This is a genomic window from Streptomyces sp. NPDC026062 (genome assembly GCF_055568375.1).
In genome coordinates this window covers 208,167-225,157 of the sequence record NZ_JBVHOQ010000008.1, presented here as the reverse complement: position 1 = coordinate 225,157, position 16,991 = coordinate 208,167, and the positions used below count along the sequence as shown (strand labels likewise).

General features: G+C 70.7%; 18 protein-coding genes and 2 pseudogenes. 11 read left to right on the top strand and 9 right to left on the bottom strand.

Features of this window, described 5'->3' with window-relative positions:
- Positions 1-74 precede the first annotated feature (74 nt).
- The 3 genes from ACZ4LX_RS10145 to ACZ4LX_RS10135 all read left to right on the top strand — a co-directional run bounded on the left by ACZ4LX_RS10145 (position 75) and on the right by ACZ4LX_RS10135 (position 5,016).
- Entirely contained in the window at positions 75-2,270 is a 2,196-nt protein-coding gene (locus tag ACZ4LX_RS10145) for an acyl-CoA dehydrogenase (protein WP_467634214.1), read from the top strand.
- Positions 2,271-2,281: 11 nt separating this feature from the next.
- The gene (locus tag ACZ4LX_RS10140; RefSeq protein ID WP_467634218.1) at positions 2,282-3,478 is read left to right on the top strand and encodes a lipid-transfer protein; all 1,197 of its coding nucleotides are present in this window, start codon (positions 2,282-2,284) and stop codon (positions 3,476-3,478) included.
- 116 nt (positions 3,479-3,594) lie between these two features.
- On the top strand, positions 3,595-5,016 hold the full coding sequence (locus ACZ4LX_RS10135; protein WP_467634221.1) for a DHA2 family efflux MFS transporter permease subunit: 1,422 nt from the start codon (positions 3,595-3,597) through the stop codon (positions 5,014-5,016).
- Positions 5,017-5,195: 179 nt separating this feature from the next.
- Here ACZ4LX_RS10135 and ACZ4LX_RS10130 read toward each other — a convergent pair whose 3' ends face one another.
- Positions 5,196-5,828 carry a response regulator gene (locus ACZ4LX_RS10130; protein WP_467635658.1) on the bottom strand — a complete coding sequence of 211 codons (633 nt, stop codon included), beginning with the start codon at positions 5,826-5,828 and terminating at the stop codon, positions 5,196-5,198.
- A gap of 229 nt (positions 5,829-6,057) precedes the next feature.
- Between ACZ4LX_RS10130 and ACZ4LX_RS10125 the strand changes: the two genes are divergently transcribed.
- A complete protein-coding gene (locus ACZ4LX_RS10125) occupies positions 6,058-7,284 on the top strand; it encodes a phthiocerol/phthiodiolone dimycocerosyl transferase family protein (RefSeq protein ID WP_467634224.1) in 1,227 nt (408 codons plus the stop codon).
- A 227-nt stretch (positions 7,285-7,511) separates the two neighbouring features.
- A complete protein-coding gene (locus ACZ4LX_RS10120; protein WP_467634228.1) occupies positions 7,512-8,324 on the top strand; it encodes a phytanoyl-CoA dioxygenase family protein in 813 nt (270 codons plus the stop codon).
- 19 nt (positions 8,325-8,343) lie between these two features.
- Here ACZ4LX_RS10120 and ACZ4LX_RS10115 read toward each other — a convergent pair.
- Positions 8,344-8,481, bottom strand: a pseudogene (locus ACZ4LX_RS10115) (DUF6879 family protein); the annotation flags it as partial.
- A 152-nt stretch (positions 8,482-8,633) separates the two neighbouring features.
- On the opposite strand from ACZ4LX_RS10115, the gene ACZ4LX_RS10110 reads away from it, so the two are divergent.
- The 3 genes from ACZ4LX_RS10110 to ACZ4LX_RS10100 all read left to right on the top strand — a co-directional run bounded on the left by ACZ4LX_RS10110 (position 8,634) and on the right by ACZ4LX_RS10100 (position 9,847).
- Positions 8,634-8,810: a hypothetical protein gene (locus ACZ4LX_RS10110; protein WP_467634231.1), complete on the top strand. Its 177-nt coding sequence runs from the start codon at positions 8,634-8,636 to the stop codon at positions 8,808-8,810.
- A gap of 516 nt (positions 8,811-9,326) precedes the next feature.
- A complete protein-coding gene (locus ACZ4LX_RS10105; protein ID WP_467634234.1) occupies positions 9,327-9,620 on the top strand; it encodes a transposase in 294 nt (97 codons plus the stop codon).
- Positions 9,617-9,847 (top strand): hypothetical protein, encoded by a 231-nt coding sequence (locus ACZ4LX_RS10100; RefSeq protein ID WP_467635789.1) that lies wholly within the window; start codon positions 9,617-9,619, stop codon positions 9,845-9,847. The genes ACZ4LX_RS10105 and ACZ4LX_RS10100 overlap by 4 nt, the downstream gene beginning before the upstream one ends.
- On the opposite strand, the pseudogene ACZ4LX_RS10095 reads toward ACZ4LX_RS10100, so the two are convergent.
- The 4 genes and pseudogenes from ACZ4LX_RS10095 to ACZ4LX_RS10080 form a co-directional block, all read right to left on the bottom strand.
- Positions 9,811-10,059 (bottom strand): annotated as a pseudogene (locus ACZ4LX_RS10095) (transposase family protein); the annotation flags it as partial. The gene ACZ4LX_RS10100 and the pseudogene ACZ4LX_RS10095 sit on opposite strands and share 37 nt — an antisense overlap.
- Positions 10,060-10,207: 148 nt before the next feature.
- On the bottom strand, positions 10,208-10,537 hold the full coding sequence (locus ACZ4LX_RS10090) for a hypothetical protein (RefSeq protein ID WP_467634237.1): 330 nt from the start codon (positions 10,535-10,537) through the stop codon (positions 10,208-10,210).
- Between the two features lie 438 nt (positions 10,538-10,975).
- Positions 10,976-11,179, bottom strand: a complete 204-nt coding sequence (locus ACZ4LX_RS10085; RefSeq protein ID WP_467634240.1) for a hypothetical protein — start codon at positions 11,177-11,179, stop codon at positions 10,976-10,978.
- Positions 11,176-11,445, bottom strand: coding sequence for a hypothetical protein (locus ACZ4LX_RS10080; protein WP_467634243.1), 270 nt, complete (start codon positions 11,443-11,445; stop codon positions 11,176-11,178). The genes ACZ4LX_RS10085 and ACZ4LX_RS10080 overlap by 4 nt, the downstream gene beginning before the upstream one ends.
- Before the next feature lie 104 nt (positions 11,446-11,549).
- On the opposite strand from ACZ4LX_RS10080, the gene ACZ4LX_RS10075 reads away from it, so the two are divergent.
- Together ACZ4LX_RS10075 and ACZ4LX_RS10070 are read left to right on the top strand one after the other, a co-directional pair.
- On the top strand, positions 11,550-12,380 hold the full coding sequence (locus ACZ4LX_RS10075) for a helix-turn-helix domain-containing protein (RefSeq protein ID WP_467635663.1): 831 nt from the start codon (positions 11,550-11,552) through the stop codon (positions 12,378-12,380).
- Positions 12,377-12,586, top strand: a complete 210-nt coding sequence (locus ACZ4LX_RS10070; protein ID WP_467634246.1) for a DUF397 domain-containing protein — start codon at positions 12,377-12,379, stop codon at positions 12,584-12,586. The genes ACZ4LX_RS10075 and ACZ4LX_RS10070 overlap by 4 nt, the downstream gene beginning before the upstream one ends.
- A 228-nt stretch (positions 12,587-12,814) precedes the next feature.
- On the opposite strand, the gene ACZ4LX_RS10065 is transcribed toward ACZ4LX_RS10070, so the two are convergent.
- Together ACZ4LX_RS10065 and ACZ4LX_RS10060 are read right to left on the bottom strand one after the other, a co-directional pair.
- A complete protein-coding gene (locus tag ACZ4LX_RS10065) occupies positions 12,815-13,582 on the bottom strand; it encodes a hypothetical protein (protein WP_467634249.1) in 768 nt (255 codons plus the stop codon).
- Positions 13,583-13,711: 129 nt separating this feature from the next.
- Complete coding sequence (locus tag ACZ4LX_RS10060) at positions 13,712-14,398, bottom strand: hypothetical protein (protein ID WP_467634252.1); 687 nt, start codon at positions 14,396-14,398, stop codon at positions 13,712-13,714.
- Positions 14,399-14,612: 214 nt separating this feature from the next.
- Between ACZ4LX_RS10060 and ACZ4LX_RS10055 the strand changes: the two genes are divergently transcribed.
- Entirely contained in the window at positions 14,613-15,614 is a 1,002-nt protein-coding gene (locus ACZ4LX_RS10055) for an AraC family transcriptional regulator (protein ID WP_467634255.1), read from the top strand.
- Positions 15,615-15,692: 78 nt separating this feature from the next.
- On the opposite strand, the gene ACZ4LX_RS10050 is transcribed toward ACZ4LX_RS10055, so the two are convergent.
- Complete coding sequence (locus tag ACZ4LX_RS10050; protein ID WP_467634258.1) at positions 15,693-16,916, bottom strand: sensor histidine kinase; 1,224 nt, start codon at positions 16,914-16,916, stop codon at positions 15,693-15,695.
- Positions 16,917-16,991: the final 75 nt, after the last annotated feature.

Here is a 16,991-nt window from a genome sequence, read left to right as displayed (position 1 = left end):
GTCTGACCTTCCGTCAGATTGGAACGTGTTCTACTCTTGCGCCGTTCCAGTGGCTGCGACCGGCGAGGATCCGCATGGGCATCGGAATCACCGAAGAACACAGGGAGTTGGCGCAAGCCGTGCGGGGGTGGCTGGCACGTGCCGTACCTCCCGGAGAAATCCGCAAGACGCTCGACGCGGACGCCCCCGGCGCACGCCCCGCCGTCCCCGGCGCGCGCCCCGCGTACTGGGACGGACTCGTGGAGCAGGGGCTGCTCGGCATCCATCTGCCCGAGGCGTACGGGGGCGGGGGCGGCGATCTGCTCGACCTCGCCGTCGTCCTCGAAGAGGCCGGCCGTGCCGCACTGCCGGGCCCCTACCTGGCGAACGCCCTCGCCTCGGCCGTCCTGCACGCCTCGGGCGACGGGGACCTGGTGCGCGAGCTGGCGGCCGGTACGCGCATCGGCGCCGTCGCCCTCACCCCCGGCGGCCTCACCGCCGTCGAGCACGGGGACGGCCACCTCCTGGACGGCGAGCTGCCGCCGGTGCTCTCCGGCGCCGAGGCCGACCTGCTCCTGCTGCCCGCCGCCTCCGCCACCGGACTGCGCTGGTTCGCCGTCGACACCGAGGTGCGGGGCCTGACCGTGCGCCCGCACCGCAGCGCCGACCCCACCCGGCCCACCGCCTCGGTCCGCGCCGACGGAGTCCTGGTCCCCGCCGGACGGGCCCTGCTCACCGAATCCGGCCTCGTCCGCGACCTCGCCGCCGTCCTCCTCGCCGCCGAGGCCTGCGGCACCGCGGCCCGCTCGCTGGACACCGCGGCCGAACACGCCAAGGTCCGCGAACAGTTCGGCCGCCCCATCGGGCAGTTCCAGGGCGTCAAGCACCTGTGCGCCGACATGCTCGTGCGCGTCGAACAGGCCCGCGCCCTGACCTGGGACGCCGCCCGCGCGGCCGGTGAGCCCCGGCAGCCCGACGCGGTGCGCGGCCTGGTCGCCGCACTCGCCGCGGGAACCGCCCTGGACGCCGCGTACAGCTGCGCCAAGGACGCCATTCAGATCCTCGGCGGAATCGGCTTCACCTGGGAGCACGACGCCCATCTGTATCTGCGACGCGCCCTGGTGGCGCGGCAGTTGCTCGGCGCCGGGGACGAGCACCGGCAGCAAGCCGTCCGCCTGGCCACCGGCGGAGCGCGCCGCGAACTCGCCCTGGAACTCCCCGCACAGGCCGCGGCGCACCGCACGGCGGCCCGCGAGGCGGTCGCCGCCGCCCGGGGCCTCGACCCGGCAGCCGCCCGCCGCGCCCTCGCCCCCACCGGTTACGCGGCCCCGCATCTGCCCGCGCCCTACGGCCTGGGTGCGGGGCCCGTGCAGCAGCTCGCCGTCCAGCAGGAGCTGAGCGAACAGGGTGTGCGGCTGAGCGGCCTGGGGATCGCCACCTGGGTGGTGCCCTCGCTCATCGCGCACGGGACCCCCGCCCAGCAGGACCGCTACCTCCTGCCCACCCTGCGCGGCGAACTCCTGTGGTGCCAGCTGTTCTCCGAACCCGGCGCCGGCTCCGACCTCGCCTCGCTGCGCACCCGGGCCGAACGGACCCCCGAGGGCTGGCGGATCAACGGCCAGAAGGTGTGGACGAGCGCCGCGCAGTGGGCCGACCACGGGATCCTGCTCGCCAGGACCGACCCGGACGCCCCCAAACACCAGGGGCTCGGCTACTTCCTCGTCGACATGAAGCACACCGAGGGCATCGACATCCGCCCCCTGAAGGAGATCACCGGCGACTCCCTCTTCAACGAGGTGTACTTCGACGATGTCCTGCTGCCGCCCGACGCCCTGGTCGGGGAACCGGGCGGGGGCTGGCAGGTCGCCCGCAACACCCTGGGCAACGAACGCGTCCACATGGCCGACCAGGTGGCCTTCGACACCGGTCTGGAAGCCCTGATCGGACGTGCCGAAGGACTCGACGGCGCCGGCCGGGCCCGGATCGGGGCACTGGCCGCCGAGGCGCACGCGCTGGCCTGCATCACCCTGCGCACCACACTCCAGCAGGTCTCCGGGCTGGAACCGGGCGCCGGAGCCTCCGTACGCAAGCTCGTCCAGACCGTCCACCAGCAGAAGGTCGCCGAACTCGCCCTCGAACTCCTCGGCCCGGACGGGGCGGTGTGCGAAGGGGTGGGGGAGCGGGCGGTGCACGGCTTCCTGATGTCCCGCTGCCTCACCATCGCGGGCGGTACCACACAGGTTCAGCTCAATGTCGTCGCCGAGCGCATTCTCGGCCTGCCGAGGGACTGAGAGGAAACGGTATGAAGGCCTACATAGTCGGCGTCGGAATGACGAAGTTCGAGAAGCCCGAGACCCGCGACTGGCAGTACTGGGACATGGTCCGGGAGGCCGGAACGGCCGCGCTCACCGACGCCTCGCTCACGTACGGGGACATCCGGCAGGCCGTCGTCGGCTACTGCTTCCAGGCCTCCACCGCCGGGCAGCGCGCCGTCTACGAACTCGGACTGACCGGCGTACCCGTCTACAACGTCAACAACAACTGCGCCACCGGCTCCACCGCCCTGATGACGGCCCGCCAGTTCGTCGAGGGCGGCGCGGGCGACTGCGTCCTCGCGCTCGGCTTCGAGAAGATGGCGCGCGGATCGCTCGGCGGCGGCGGTTCCGACGGCGGGGCGGGCGACTTCAAGACCTCACCGGTCGCCCGGCACTACGGGATCATGGCCGCCGCGCACGGCTTCGAGATGACCCCGCCCACCGCCCAGATCTTCGGCAACGCCGCCCGCGAGCACATGGAGAAGTACGGCACCACCGAGGCGCAGCTGGCCGCCGTGGCCGCCAAGAACCACCGCCACTCGGCCGGCAACCCGTACGCCCAGTTCCAGGACCCGTACACGGTCGACGAGGTGCTGGCCGCCAAGCCGATCCACCGCCCGCTCACCCGGCTCCAGTGCTCCCCGACCTCCGACGGGGCGGCCGCGGCCGTGGTCGTCTCCGAGCGCTTCGTCGAGGAACGCGGCCTCGGTGACCGGGCCGTCGAGATCGCCGCCCAGGCCATGACCACCGACACCGGAGCCTCCTTCGCCTCCGGCACCTGCATCGACGCCGTCGGACTGCCCATGTCGAGGGAGGCGGCACGGCAGGTGTACGAAGCCTCCGGCCTCTCCGCCGCCGACCTCGACGTCATCGAGCTCCATGACTGCTTCTCCATCAACGAACTCCTCACCTACGAGGCGCTGGGCCTGTGCGGCGAGGGGGAGTCCGGCGCGCTCGTCGAGTCCGGCGCCACCACCCACGGCGGCCGCTGGGTGGTCAACCCCTCCGGCGGGCTGATCTCCAAGGGGCACCCGCTCGGCGCCACCGGAATCGCCCAGGCGGCCGAACTGACCTGGCAGCTCAGGGGAGAGGCCGGCGCCCGCCAGGTCCCGGACGCGCGCACCGCCCTCGCCCACAACATCGGCCTCGGCGGCGCGGCGGTGGTGACACTCCTGCGCCGCTGAGGCGGGGCGGGGGCGGGTGCGGGTGCGGTGGGGCCGACGACGTACGCCGCTGGGCCGAGGCCGGTACGGTCCGGAAACGGATGTACGGGGTGCGGGGCGGCTGCGAGTATGACGCCATGGTTGACGTCTCGACGCCCACACGCCGTACCGCCCGCATCCGCACCCGAACCTGGGCGGTCGTCCTCGCCGCCTGCACCGGCCAGTTCCTGGTCGTACTCGACGTGTCCGTCGTCAACGTCGCTCTGCCGTCCATGCGCACCGACCTCGGGCTCAGTGCTTCGGGCCTGCAATGGGTGCTCAACGCGTACTCGATCGCGTTCGCCGGGTTCATGCTTCTCGGCGGGCGGGCCGCCGACCTCTACGGCCGCAAGCGGATGTTCCTCGTCGGCCTCGGTCTGTTCACGGCCGCCTCACTCTGCGGCGGACTCGCCCAGGAGGGCTGGCAGTTGCTGGCCGCCCGCGCCGCCCAGGGGCTCGGCGCCGCGGTGCTCGCGCCCGCCACCCTGACCCTGCTCACCGCCGCCGTTCCGGAGGGCCCCGCACGGGCCAGGGCCATCGGCACCTGGATGGCCGTCGGCGCGGGGGGCGGTGCGGCCGGCGGCCTGATCGGCGGCGTGCTCACCGACGCCCTGTCCTGGCGGTGGGTGCTGCTCATCAACGTGCCCGTCGGGGTGCTCGTGCTGGCCGGTGCCGCGCTCGTGCTCGCCGAGGGCCGGGCCGGCGAACGCAGCCGCGTCGACCTCCTGGGCGCGATGCTCGTGACGGCGGGCCTGGCCCTGGTCGCCTACGGCATCGTGCAGACCGAGGCATCGGGCTGGACGACGCCGGAGACCCTCGTGCCGCTGGTGGGCGGGGCGGCGCTCCTCGCGCTGTTCGTCCTGGTGGAGTCCCGCACGGCGAAGCCCCTGATGCCCCTGCGGGTGCTCGGTGCGCGGGCGGTGGCCTCGGCGAACGTGGCGATGCTCGTGATCGGCTCGGCCACGTTCTCCATGTGGTACTTCATGACCGTGTACGCCCAGAACGTGCTGGGGTACACCGCCCTGGAGGCCGGACTCGCCCTGATGCCCACCTCGGTGGCCGTCGTGGTCGGCTCCAAGTGCGCGCCCCGGCTGATGGCGTTCACCGGCGCGAAGAACCTCGCGCTGATCGGCACGGCGGTGGCCGCGGCGGGCTTCGGCTGGCAGTCCACGATGACCGCCGACGGCTCCTACCTCACCGCGGTCTGCCTGCCCGGGGTGCTGATGATGGCCGGGACCGGCCTCGCGGCCACCCCGCTGGCGTCCCTCGCCACGTCCGGCGCCGCGCCCGGAGAAGCCGGCCTGGTCTCCGGCCTCGTCAACACCTCCCGCACGATGGGCGGCGCCCTCGGCCTCGCCGTCCTCTCCACGGTCGCAGCCGCCCGCACGGACGGCTCCACGGACCCGGTCGAACTCACCGCCGGCTACGCACAGGCCTTCCGGACGGCGGGCGGGGTACTGCTCGCCGGACTGCTGCTGATGGTCCTCTGGCTGCCGCGCCACGGGCCGGCGAAGCGCTGACGCCGACGGGCGCGGGCGCGGGCACGGGCGCGGGCGCGGGCGCGGTGAGGGTGACGGTTCCGCCCGGCCCTCGGGGGTCTTCACCCGGCGGTCCGTGCGGTGGCGGTTCCGCCCGGCTCCCGGGGGCTGTTCCATGAAGGCGCGAACGCGCCCTCATGGACCGTCCGCACACCGCTCGCTCAGAGCCACCCCTGCTGCCGCGCCGCCCGGACCGCTTCCATCCGGTTACGGGTGCCGGTCTTCCCGATCGCGGAGGACAGGTAGTTGCGGACCGTCGACTCCGACAGATGCAGCCGCTGCGCGATGTCGGCGACCGTCGCCCCGTCCACCGACGCGACCAGCGCATCGCGTTCCCGGGCGGTCAGCGGGCTCGGTCCTGCGCTCAGGGCGGCGGCGGCCAGTGCCGGGTCGATGACGGTCTCCCCGGCCAGCACCCGGCGGATCGCCTCCGCCAGCTCCTCGACGGGCCCGTCCTTCACCAGGAACCCCGCCGCACCCGCCTCCATGGCCCGCCGCAGATACCCGGGCCGCCCGAACGTGGTGAGGATCAGCACCCGGCAGTCCGGCACCTCCTCGCGCAGGTCGGCGGCGGCGTCCAGGCCGCTGCGGCCCGGGAGTTCGATGTCCAGGAGCGCCACATCGGGCCGCGATGTCAGTGCCGCCCCCACGATCTCGTCGCCCGCGCCGACCTGGGCGACGACCTCGATGTCCGGTTCGAGCCCGAGCAGCAGGGCGAGCGCACCGCGCATCATTCCCTGATCCTCGGCGAGGAGTACCCGTACGGACTTGGTCGGCCGGTGATCCTGCGGCATCTCGTTCACGGGGAACAGAGTAGGGGCGGTGGGGTGGATGACTGCGAGCCTTCGGCCGATGGCGGGGCGACCCGCGCAGGCCGCGCAGGCCCTCGACGTACCGAGTACGGCTCGCGCTCCGTGCCCGATCGCCGGAGCGTTCACCCGTTCGAGCGGACATCCGGCTCTTCCGCTCCGAAGCGGTGTCCTGTTGCGCGAGGGTGCAGCGGTCCTACGAGAGGGGATCATCGTGGAGCGTTCGCTCGCGCCGCACGAGGCGGCCATCGACGCGGCCGGTGTGCGGCTTGTCCTGTCCTGTGACGTGGTGGGTGACCTGGACGACGCGGTCCTCGCACAGGCCCTGATCCATCTGCGAGCCCGTACCCCGCTGCTCAACGGAAAGATCACCCAGGGGCCGGGGAACCAGCCGCTGGTCCTCATCGAGGATGGGGCTGCGGGGCCGGTTCTCGGGCACGGTGCCGATTTCGACGAGGAGATCAACGCTGCTCTCGCCTGGGACCGGGGTCCGCTGCTGCGGGCAACTGTGGTGCGCGGGCCCGGACGTACCCGGGTGGTGCTGACTCTGCCGAGGGCGTTCGCGGACGGGATGAGCTACCTGTCCCTCCACCAGCGCCTGTGGGACACCTACACCTCGCTGGCCGCCGGCCGGCCCGTCTCCGGCGACCCGATCCAGCCGGTGCTGGGACCGGCCCTGGACGACCTCCTCGCCCCCCGCTTCACCTCCGCGCAGTTACGGGAGTTCGTTGCCGAACGCGCGCGGCTGGACACCGAGAGGCCTCCCGCGCTCGTGCCCGCTCTCGCCGCACGCGACGCAGGGCCCGGGGAGGACATGAGCCTCCGCGTCATCGGGATCGATCTGGACGGCGACCGGTGCGAGGGGCTGGTGCGGTGCGCGAGGGAGGCCTCGCTGTCGGTCAATTCCCTGGTCTCGGGTGTCCTGCTCACGAGTCTGCGCTCCCTGCTGCCCGGCCAGGACGGCCCGGCGCGTCTGCTGTGCACCACCGCGGTCGACATGCGCCGCCGGCTCGACCCACCCCTTCCCGCTGAGGTCCTTCAGTCGGCTGCGACGACCACGTCCATCCGCCTGGAGGTCGGCGGGGAGGCCCACCCCGTCGCGGTCGGGCAGGACCTGGCCGCCCGGCTGAAGGACGACCTGGACAGCGGCGCCGCGGCGATGGAACTCGCGGCCTTCCCCTACATGCTCGACCAGCACCCGCCCAGCCTCGTCATCACCAACGTGGGCACGATCACCGAACCCACCCTTCCCGAAGGCCTGCGGGTCGGCGATGTCCGCCTGGCTCCGCTCGGCCACGTACCGATGATCTTCGCCGTCGTCAGCCGCTACCAGGCACGGCTGGCCGTCGATCTCACCTACAGCAGGGCCTGGTACACCGACGCTCAGATCGAGCAGCTGAGCGACCAGGTGTCCGCCGCCTTCGGTGACCTGACCACGTAGCGCTCGCGACGTACTGGTGGCGGGCCTCGGTCGTGCGGGAGATCCTCGAACTCCCAGGAGTCCCGCCACCGGCCGGCCCGCGTGATCCGCCACGGCGGCCGGGGCCCTTCCGGGCACGAGCTCAAGCGGGCGGCGTGACCGGGGACCACACGTCCCTTCTCCCGCCCGACAAAGGCGGTGCGGAGAATGTCGGGTGACCGGGGCCGGTGTCGCCGCACGATGGGGGCATGGATGACACGACCTTGGTATCCCGATTCCTCCGCGACGGCTTCGTGAAGCTGGAGGGCGCCGTCGCGCCGCGCGTGGCCGCGGACTGCGCACGGCTGCTGTGGCGGGAGACGGGCTGCGATCCGGATGACCCGGCGACATGGACGCAGCCCGTGCACCGGGTGGGCGGCATGGCGCAGGGACCGTTCGCCGCCGCGCCCAACTCCCCTTCTCTGCAGCACGCGTATGACCTGCTCGTCGGTGAGGGACGCTGGGACCCGCGCTACTCGCTCGGTACGTTCCCGTTGCGCTTCCCGCATGAAGAGGAGCCGGACGACGCGGGCTGGCACATCGAGGGGAGCTATCTGCCGGAGGGTGAGAGCTGGTACTTCACGAATCTGCGCTCCCAGGGCCGGGCACTGCTGATGCTGTTCCTGTTCAGCGAGGTTGGTGAGGAGGACGCCCCGACCCGGATCCGGGTCGGCTCACACCTCGACGTGCCGAAGGTGCTGGAGAAGTACGGGGAGGACGGGGCGAGCGGGCTGACCCTCGCCCCCGATGTGGTGGCGGCGTCCGACCACCGGCCCCTCGCCCTCGTCACCGGGTCCCCGGGCGACGTCTTTCTGTGCCATCCGTTCCTGGTGCACGCGGCGCAACCGCACCATGGGGTGCGGCCGCGCTTCATGGCCCAGCCGCCGCTGATGCCGGCGGCGGCGTACGAACTGGAGCGGGCTGACGGCGCGTACTCACCCGTGGAGATCGCGATCCGCCGGGGCCTGGGACGGGACACCCCCGGTCCGGACGGGGACGGAACAGACCACGGCGCCGGGTAGCGGTGCTTCGGAGTGCGGCGCCGGTGTGCCGGCCCTCGCCGCTGAAGTGGTGCGGGATCACGGTTTCCTCGTCCATGACCCAACCGTCCAAAGCAGGGAGCAACAGGCCGCGGGCCTGCGAACGAGGTAGCCAACGTACGTCTTCACCCGCTGCGACGTTGGTGAACGTGCCGTCGTATTCGTGAGGCCCCGCCGCTGGGCGACGAGGTCAAGGCCTGATCGTGGAGACCGGGAATGTAGCCGCGGCTTGGGCAGCCGATCTGACGCGACGCGGTTGGTGTCGCGGTCGTCACCGACCACGTCCGGGAATTGCTGACGGCCGACACCTCCAAGGCACAGGGCCAGTTCAAGGTGATGATCGAGCCGAACGAACTGGCTGCCGTGCTCGCCTTCACCGCACTCCAAACTGTGGAGTCCGCGCTGCCCGAGTACCGCGCCAGCGCACTGTGTCGGCTCGGCCGATCCGGCACTCGATCTTGTGCCTGACCTCCAGACCCTCGTTGAGGCGTTTGTGTGGGATGCCGATGCGTCCGGGCGTCGTTGTGGGAGAGATTTCGCGGGCTGTGGTGGGCGCGGGTCGGTCGGTGCCGATACTGAAGGCCGCACGGAAGCTCATGGTCTGGGCGTGGAGCCCTGCCGGTGCCGAGGGCTCGCCAGAATGTTCACTACGCCGCGCTCTCTGAAGTACTAGCCAGAGCTGCGACGCAGTGCAGAAGCAGCATTCTATGCGGTCATCACACCGCTCTGCGATCCCCGATGACAGTACGTTACCGCCGCAGATCCTCTTGCCCATTTTCAAGGAATGTGCACCAGGACCCGCTATTGCTTGATAAAGCCAACGCAATTCATACAAAAGGGGCAGATCTGTGCTCGCGAGCTCGACGGGAATTGATACCTCGCGCAGAGTTTTGGTCAAATAAAGGGCTATCCATGTACTGGGGTTTGCCCGCGTTTGTGGACATCTCTTGAGGGTCAGATCGTGGGATCTGGCATGGAGGTGTCGTGGTGGGTACAGCCCGGTATTCGGAAGAGTTCAAGCAGGACGCGGTCAAGCTGGTGGCCTCCACCGGCCGGTCCGTCAACTCGGTGGCCAAGGACCTCGGCGTCAACGCCGAGTCCCTGCGGCAGTGGGTGCGTGCGGCCGAGGCGGTCCAGGCCAGCGGGGGTGGTGAGCAGATGACCCCGGTGGAGCGTGAGGAACTGAAGCGGCTGCGCAAGCAGGTGCGTGAACTGGAGCTGGAGAAGGAGATCCTCAAGAAGGCGGCGCAGTATTTTGCGAAGGAGATGGGTCGATGACCGGCCGCTGGCGATTCATCTCCGACCACCACATGGAGTACGGCATACAGCGGCTATGCAGAATCTTCGGCGTCTCCCGGTCCGGTTTCTACCGCTGGCGGGCCGCCGGGCCCGCCCGGGCGGCCAGGGCGGCGGCCGAGGCGGCGTTGACCGAACAGATCCGCGGCATTCACACCGGGACCAAGGGTCCCAGGACGGGGCGGACCAAGCGTCGTACCTGGACGTGAACCACGACTTTTCGGCCGTCGACCGGCACATCCGCCACGGTCCGGCTGTGGTACCCGTGCGCCTGCCCCGTCAGTACCCCGCACACGGGGCAGGGCAAAGGAACATCCCGGGCCACGATCCGGATCACCTCACCGCCATCCGCCACCTCCTCGATGACCGGCGTCGCGAGCCCCGAAAGCGCTGTTTTCGCAAGGGAGTTGACATCGCACATGTGATGTCAACGAGACTCGTCACATGTCGTCACATGTCGTCACTGCCGACTACGGGGCAGAGCCGAACATTTTACAGTCCCCGCGAGCGTCACCCTTGCGCATGAGTGGCGCAAGAGGGCGGAGGTGCAGGGCCTCATGTGGCGGGCTTCAGTCGTGCAGGAGATCCTCGAACTCCCAGGAGTGTCCCGGCTCATGGCCGACGAACAGCATGCAGGCCTGTTGCCGGTGGGGAGCGAGGACAGGGTCCACCATCTCGCACGGCGCGGCACAGAAGTAGGTGAAGACGTCGCCCTTCCAGCGCACCCATACGTCGAACGTGCCGCGCCCCATGTCCTCCAGATGGCCTGCGTGTTCGTCGGCATGCCCCTGGACCAGTTCGCAGACCAGGGAGTGGGGCAGGCCGGTACTACCCGCTTGCCGATGAGCCTGCGCGGTCTCGAACCAGGGTGGACAGGCGCGGGAATTGCAGTGGATCACCGTATGGCCTCCGGTTGAGGGGACGTGGGGCCCGTTCCGTGCCACGCGCGGCTACGTACGGGTGGGGAGGGGGTTCGGGAGCGCCGCGCCCGGCGACGGCGCGGCGTGTTCGGACGGGCCACCCGGCGAGCGTCACCAGCAGCCCGGCCGCGGGGTCGAGCAGGGTGAGCACATCGGGGCCTCCGGCCGCCAGCCGTGCTATCGCGTGCTCCTGCTGGTCCGGGTCCTCTGCCCACGCCCGTAGCCCGTCCGGAACGGTGGGGCTGCGGAAGCTGATGGACGGTTGGGGGCCGGGGGCCCCGAGCCCGTCCGTGAGCCGATGCGCCTGCTGTCGCAGCCATCGGAGCGCGAGTCGGCGGTTCGGCAGGGAGGCCCTGCCGAGCGGGACGGCCCTTCCGCCCGTTGTCGCGATGATCTCTGCCATGTAGCGGAAGCCGTTCACGCGGCCGGCTCCGTGGCCGGGAGGCGGACCAGCGCCCGGAGCGCTTCGGCCGCCGCCTCGATGACCGCTGTGAACTGGGCTGCCTCCAGGCAGCGTTCGGCAATCGCACGGTCCAGCTCCGCGCGGAACAACGCCCGGGTTTCGGGGTCCGAAGCGATACGGTCCAACTCGGCGTCCAGGTCGTGCGCCGGGACCCTCACAGCACCTCACCCCGGCTCCGCGCGTTGCACCGCGCGTTCTCGGCCCGCAGCCGCTCTATCGGGTCCGCACGCCGTACGTGCTCGGGCTCGGCCTCCCATTCCTGTCCGCCGCAGACCGGTCGCAGCGACCAGTACGGCCCGGCGAGGCCCCGGAACTCGCCCACCCGGTTGCCTCGGCCGATGTCCACCATGAGCGTGCCGAGGGCGGGTGCGGGGGCCGGTTCCTGTCTTCCCGGAGGTCCCGGGGGAACGAATCGCGCACTCATCGCCGCTCCTCTCCGTAGCGCATTCGCTACTCAAGGCGTTCAGAGTGGCCTACAGTGGGACTGTCCTCAACTTGGCTGATTTGCTTGATGAGTTAGGAACGCACGTGGTCAACCGGAAGGCCTTGGATCCCGAGACTTCGCCGGCGCAGGCGTTTGGCCAGCGCTTACGGCAAGCGAGGGATGAGCGCGGGTGGACCCAGGACGAGCTGGCCGTACGTATGGGCCTGACCGGGTCGCATGTTTCCGCCGTCGAAACTGGCCGTCGGCCACCAACTAACCGGTTCGCGCGCAGTGCGGACAAAGCACTCGGTACCGGAGACAAGTTCGAGAGGATGACCCGCGCACTCAAGAACACCTCACTACTGGAGGGGTTCACGGACTTCGTCACCCAGGAGGTACGAGCCGCAGAGATCAGGCTGTTCGAGCTCGGGATCGTTCCAGGACTTCTCCAGACTCCCGAGTACGCGGCCGCGATCACCGCCGGTGCCGTGCGACGTGGAGCCATCACGGAACAGCAGGCGGAGGAACGGCTCACGCTCCTCGTGAAGAGGCAGGCATCGCTGGAGCGGACGCCTCCACCGTTTGTGCATGTCGTCCTTGACGAGAGCTGCATTCGGCGGGTGGTGGGCGGTCCCCGTGTCATGGCCGAACAGCTCGACCGGCTCGCCGCGTTCGCCGAGCTGCCATCCACCGTCGTGCAAGTCGCTCCGTTCGATCTTGGTGAGTGGCGGGCGTTCGATCTGCCGGTAACGCTGCTGTCCATGCCTGACCGGTCCCACATGGCCTACGCGGAGTCTGCCCAGCAAGGCCACTTGGAGCGCGATATGAGGTTCGTGCAGCCCTTGTTGACGGCCTACCATCAGCTACAGGCCGAAGCGCCGTCCCAAGCGGCATCAGTGGCCATGATCCAGAAGGTAAGAAAGGGCACCTCGTGACGACCGAATCCCCCCGCTGGTTCAAGTCCTCCTACAGCAGCAACGGCGGCCAGTGCGTCGAGGTCGCGGCCAACCTTGCCGTCTCGCGCGGCGTGGTCCCCGTCCGCGACTCCAAGAATCTGAGTGGCCCGGTCCTGGACATCCCCGTCCACGCGTTCGCCTCCTTCACGGAGAGCCTCAAGGCCGGAGACTTCGGCACCGCCTGAGCAAGCCATCCGACGCCGCCGCCCCATCGTGTCCCGCACGGTGGGGCGGCGCCGTCCCCGCGGCCGGCACGTACACGGCCGGTCTCACGATCGGCACGGACCCGCCCGCGGGCCCTTCGGTCATCGCGCCCCGCAGCCGCCGCGTCCCTCGGGCGCCGTGGTTCTCGGCCGTAGCGAGCGCGCACCCATGGCCCGCCCGCACACCACACGCTCGGAGTGCTCCGGTGCTCAGGCACCCGGCAGGCGTACGTCGCCGGAGGCGCTGTAGCCACGCATCAGGAAGTTCACCACCTGGCTGATCTTCCCTATGCTCGCCTGGACTTCACGGTCGGCCAGCCCGGCCTGCGCCAGCCGTTTGTCGCTGTCGAAGTTGAGCGTCCCGTACGCGTTGCCGTCCGAGTCGAGCAGCGGATAGGCGAGGACACAGCGCGTCTTCTCCCAGACCCCGGGAAACCGGCTGCCGTCCGGAAGGCGATCGCGGTTCGAGTCGTTGATGTCGGCCGCGTGCATCGTGCGGGTCGTGAAGGCTTCGCCCGCGACGCCGAAATCCAGCGGCTTCTCGATACGGGAATCCGAGTCGGTGTCGTTGTTGACCCCGGCCACGGTGATGCGGTGCTTCATGTCCTTGGCCGCGACGGTGACCCGGCTTCGGTAGATGGGTCCGGGGTTCTGGGCGCCCAGGAGATCGGTGAGGCCTTCGAGGAGCCTTCCGGTGAGCTGTACGCCGTCCGCCCGCTGGTGGTGGCGCTGCGACTGCGTTCCCGCCCTGGCCAGAGCCGCCTGGGCGGCCAGTGCCAGGAGCCCCGCGAGGGCGAGAAGGTTGATTCCGCCGAGCCGGGCCAGCCGGTCGGCCAGGGCGGCCGGGCCCGTCCCGCTGCCGGGTGGTGCGGTGGTGGCGAGGCCGGTGTAGATGCTGAACAGCACCGCGGACGCGGCGGCCGCGATGACGCTGAGCCAGCGCTCGTTCGACACGAGCCAGTGGTGGAGCTTCCTCATGGGGTTTCCTCACTTCTCCGGCCAGGGGCAGGGGCAGGGTCAGGGCCAGGAACGTGACCGGACCGGGACCGTGACCGGACCGGGACCGTGACCGGACCGGGACCGTGACTACGACGTGGGCGGCCGGGCTCAGACGCAAAGCGCTGACCGCAGCGCGTCGACGGCGTCCTGCGGCGGGATGAGCGGACGCGGCCCCACCTGCTCCGGCGCCTGTCGCTCGACCTTGACGAGAGGCTGGTAGGGGTCGCAGGCCCGCCGGTCCGCGACGACGAAGGTGACGGCAGGGGATTTCAGCACGGCCGTCATATGCATGGTGTGCGGGTCGAGCCAGTAGACCCGGGGAGCCGCTATGCGCCTTCGGCGGAGCTCGGTCAGGGCGAAATTCCCCGCCGGAGTGAAATCGTTTCCTCCCTCCGTATAGGTGACGCGCACAAAGGCGGCGTCGCCGTCGGAGGCCTCGGTGGCGGCGAAGTTGCGGTCCTCCAGTTCGCCGATCAGAACCGCACTCGCCATGGTCCAACCGTGATTGTGCAGATTTCCCAGCCCGTCCGTACGCGGTGGCAGGTGGTCCCACAGATGGAACCGGTACTGCACTCCGGGCGGTGCTCCGCCGAGCGCGGAGACATCGATGTGCAGAAAGCCGACCGGGTGCCTGCGCGCGACGAGTTCCCCCTGTGCGACGCCTTCGGCGATCCGCAGGACGATGCCGGGCACGTCGATCTCCGGCGCACACCCGTCGGCCGTGCCGGCGACCGCGGCGGCCGTGGCGGCGATCACCGGGTCCGGTGGACCGCTGTCGTACCTGTCAGTGCCCATCTCTCCTCCTGCGATGCGCTCATGGAACGCGGGCTCATGGAACGGGTATGGAACGCGAGATCATGGAACGAGGGCTCGTGGAATTCCGGTTCGTGGAATGCCGTGATGCTCGCGATTCCAGTGTTGATAGAGCGCCATGCGCAGGTATATCCACTTCACGCATTTCCTTATACGATTTATGCGACGGTCCGGGGGGAAGAAGAGCGCCGTGTCGATGAACTCCGATCCATCGCCAAGGACGGACTCGGGCCTGCCGCTGTTCCGGTTCGAGCAGATCCACACGCTGGATGTGGACCAGGCCCGGCAGACGGTGGCCGATGCCTTCTGCCCGCACCGGCTCACCGTGCTGGACCGGACGCACCGGTTCGAGACCCGGTTCCACGCGGTACGCACCCGCCAGGTGAGCCTGTGCTACCTGGACTACGGGGGACGCGTGCACATCGCGCCCTATCCGCAGGAGAGCTTCTACCTGGTGCTGATCCCGCTGGCCGGCGAGGCGGAGCTCCGCCTCGCCGGCCAGCGGGCCCGGTACGGCTTCCGCGGCGCCGGGGTGCCTCCGGTGGACCGCCCGTACGACATCGAGGTGAGCGCGGGCAGCCCGCACCTCGTGGTGCGGATCGAGCGCGACGGCCTGGAGGAACACCTGCGCTCGATGCTGGCCCGGCCGCTGACCGAACCGATTCGCTTCGGGCTGGGAATGGACATGGCGGTGCCCGCCCTCCGGTCGTGGCGGAGAGTGGTCTGCCTCTTCCTCGACGAGATCGACGGCGGCGGAATGATCCCCCAGCACCCTCTGGCCATGAGGGAGTTGGAGCGCCTGCTGCTGGGGCAGCTGCTGCTGGCGCAGCACAGCAACTACTCCGCCCTGCTGCACGAGGAGCCGCGCGGCACGACCTCGGGGGCCGTACGGCGCGCAGCCGCGCTCATCGAGGCACGCGCCGCGGATCAGTTCACGGTGGAGGACCTGGCCCGCGCGACCGGTCTCAGCGTGCGCACCCTCCAAGCGGGCTTCCGGCAGTTCCGGGGCACCACGCCGATGGGGTACCTCTGGGAGGTCAGGCTCCAGCACGCACGCGAGGACCTTCTGGCCGCCGACCCGGCCGGTACCACCGTCACCGCCATCGCCCTGCGGTGGGGGTTCCTGCACGCCGCCCGGTTCTCCGCGCGCTACCGGAGACGATTCGGTGAGCTGCCGTCCGTCACCCTGCGCCGCTGACTGCGCTGAAGGCCGCTGACCGCGGGGCCTGGCCGAGCCGAGCACAGGGAGCACGCCGCCCTCAGGCGTCCGGCCGCGTCACGCTCCGGTCCCGCTCTTCCCGCCCGCCCCCTCCGCCATGTCCGCGGTGAGCTCCGCCGTGACCACGAAGCCGTCCGCCGGAAGCTCCGCCGTCACCACGAAGCCGCCCGCCGGGCCGGGGCCCGCTTCCAGGGAGCCGCCCGCTGTGGCCAGGCGCTCGGTGAGGCCCTTCAGGCCGGTGCCGCCGATGCCCGGGGCGGGCGGGGCGGCCGGGGTGCGGCCGTCGTCGGTGACCGTGAGGCGGACCCGGTCGGGGGTGCCGTCGACGACGAACGAGCAGCGGGTGGCGGTGGAGTGGCGCACCACGTTGGTGACGGCCTCGCGCACCACCCAGCCCAGCAGCGCCTCGCCCTGCGGGGTGAGCGGCGGTCCCGAGCGGCGCACGGCCGGCTCGATTCCGGCGGCGGTCAACGCCGACCTTGCGCGGTCGAGCTCGGTGGCCAGGCTGCCCTCGCGGTAGCCGGTGACCGCCTCGCGGATCTCGGTGAGTGCCTGCCGGCCGACCGACTCGATGTCGGCGACCTGGGACAGCGCGGCGTCCATGTCGCGCGGTGCGAGCCTGCGCGCGGCCTCCGACTTGACGACGATCACCGAGAGCGTGTGGCCCAGCAGGTCGTGCAGGTCCCGGGAGAACCTCAGCCGCTCCTTCTCGACGGCGGTACGGGCCAGCTCCTGCCGGGTGGAGCGCAGTTCCATCACGGTCTCCGACAGGGTGAGGATCGCGGCCGTCACCGCACCGGAGATGAACGTTCCGTAGCCCAGCGTCCACGGTGTCGAGGCACCGTCCCCGCGCCACACGGCGATCAGGCTCGCGGCCACGGCGAGGCCGAACAGCCCGGCCGCCAGCTGCCTGCGGCGCAGGATGGTCCCGCAGGCCAGCGAGAGCAGCGGGAAGAAGAGCAGCCAGCTGCCGCCGTACCCGATCGCCAGACCGAAGGTGATCGCGGCCAGCGCGCCCAGCAGGACGTACGACACCGGGCTCTCGCGCTTCTCCTTCACGAATCCCCGGAACACCACGGAGATGTAGAGGGAGTTGAAGGCGAGCAGTCCGACGGCACCGATCCAGGGGTTGGCCGTCTCGCCCTGGAAGAGGTTGGAGAAGGATCCCAGGCCCATCAGCAGCCAGGGCAGCAGGGCGTACGGTCCCGGCGGGCCGGGGCGGCGCCCTTCCTTCCGCAGCCGTCGCCGTTCCTTCCGCGTCTGCCTTCCGCGTTCCGGCATGTCCACTCCCGTCACGGACCGATTTCCGGCACGTCCACCTCTGTCACGGACCCACTTCCGGCACGTCCGCTCCCG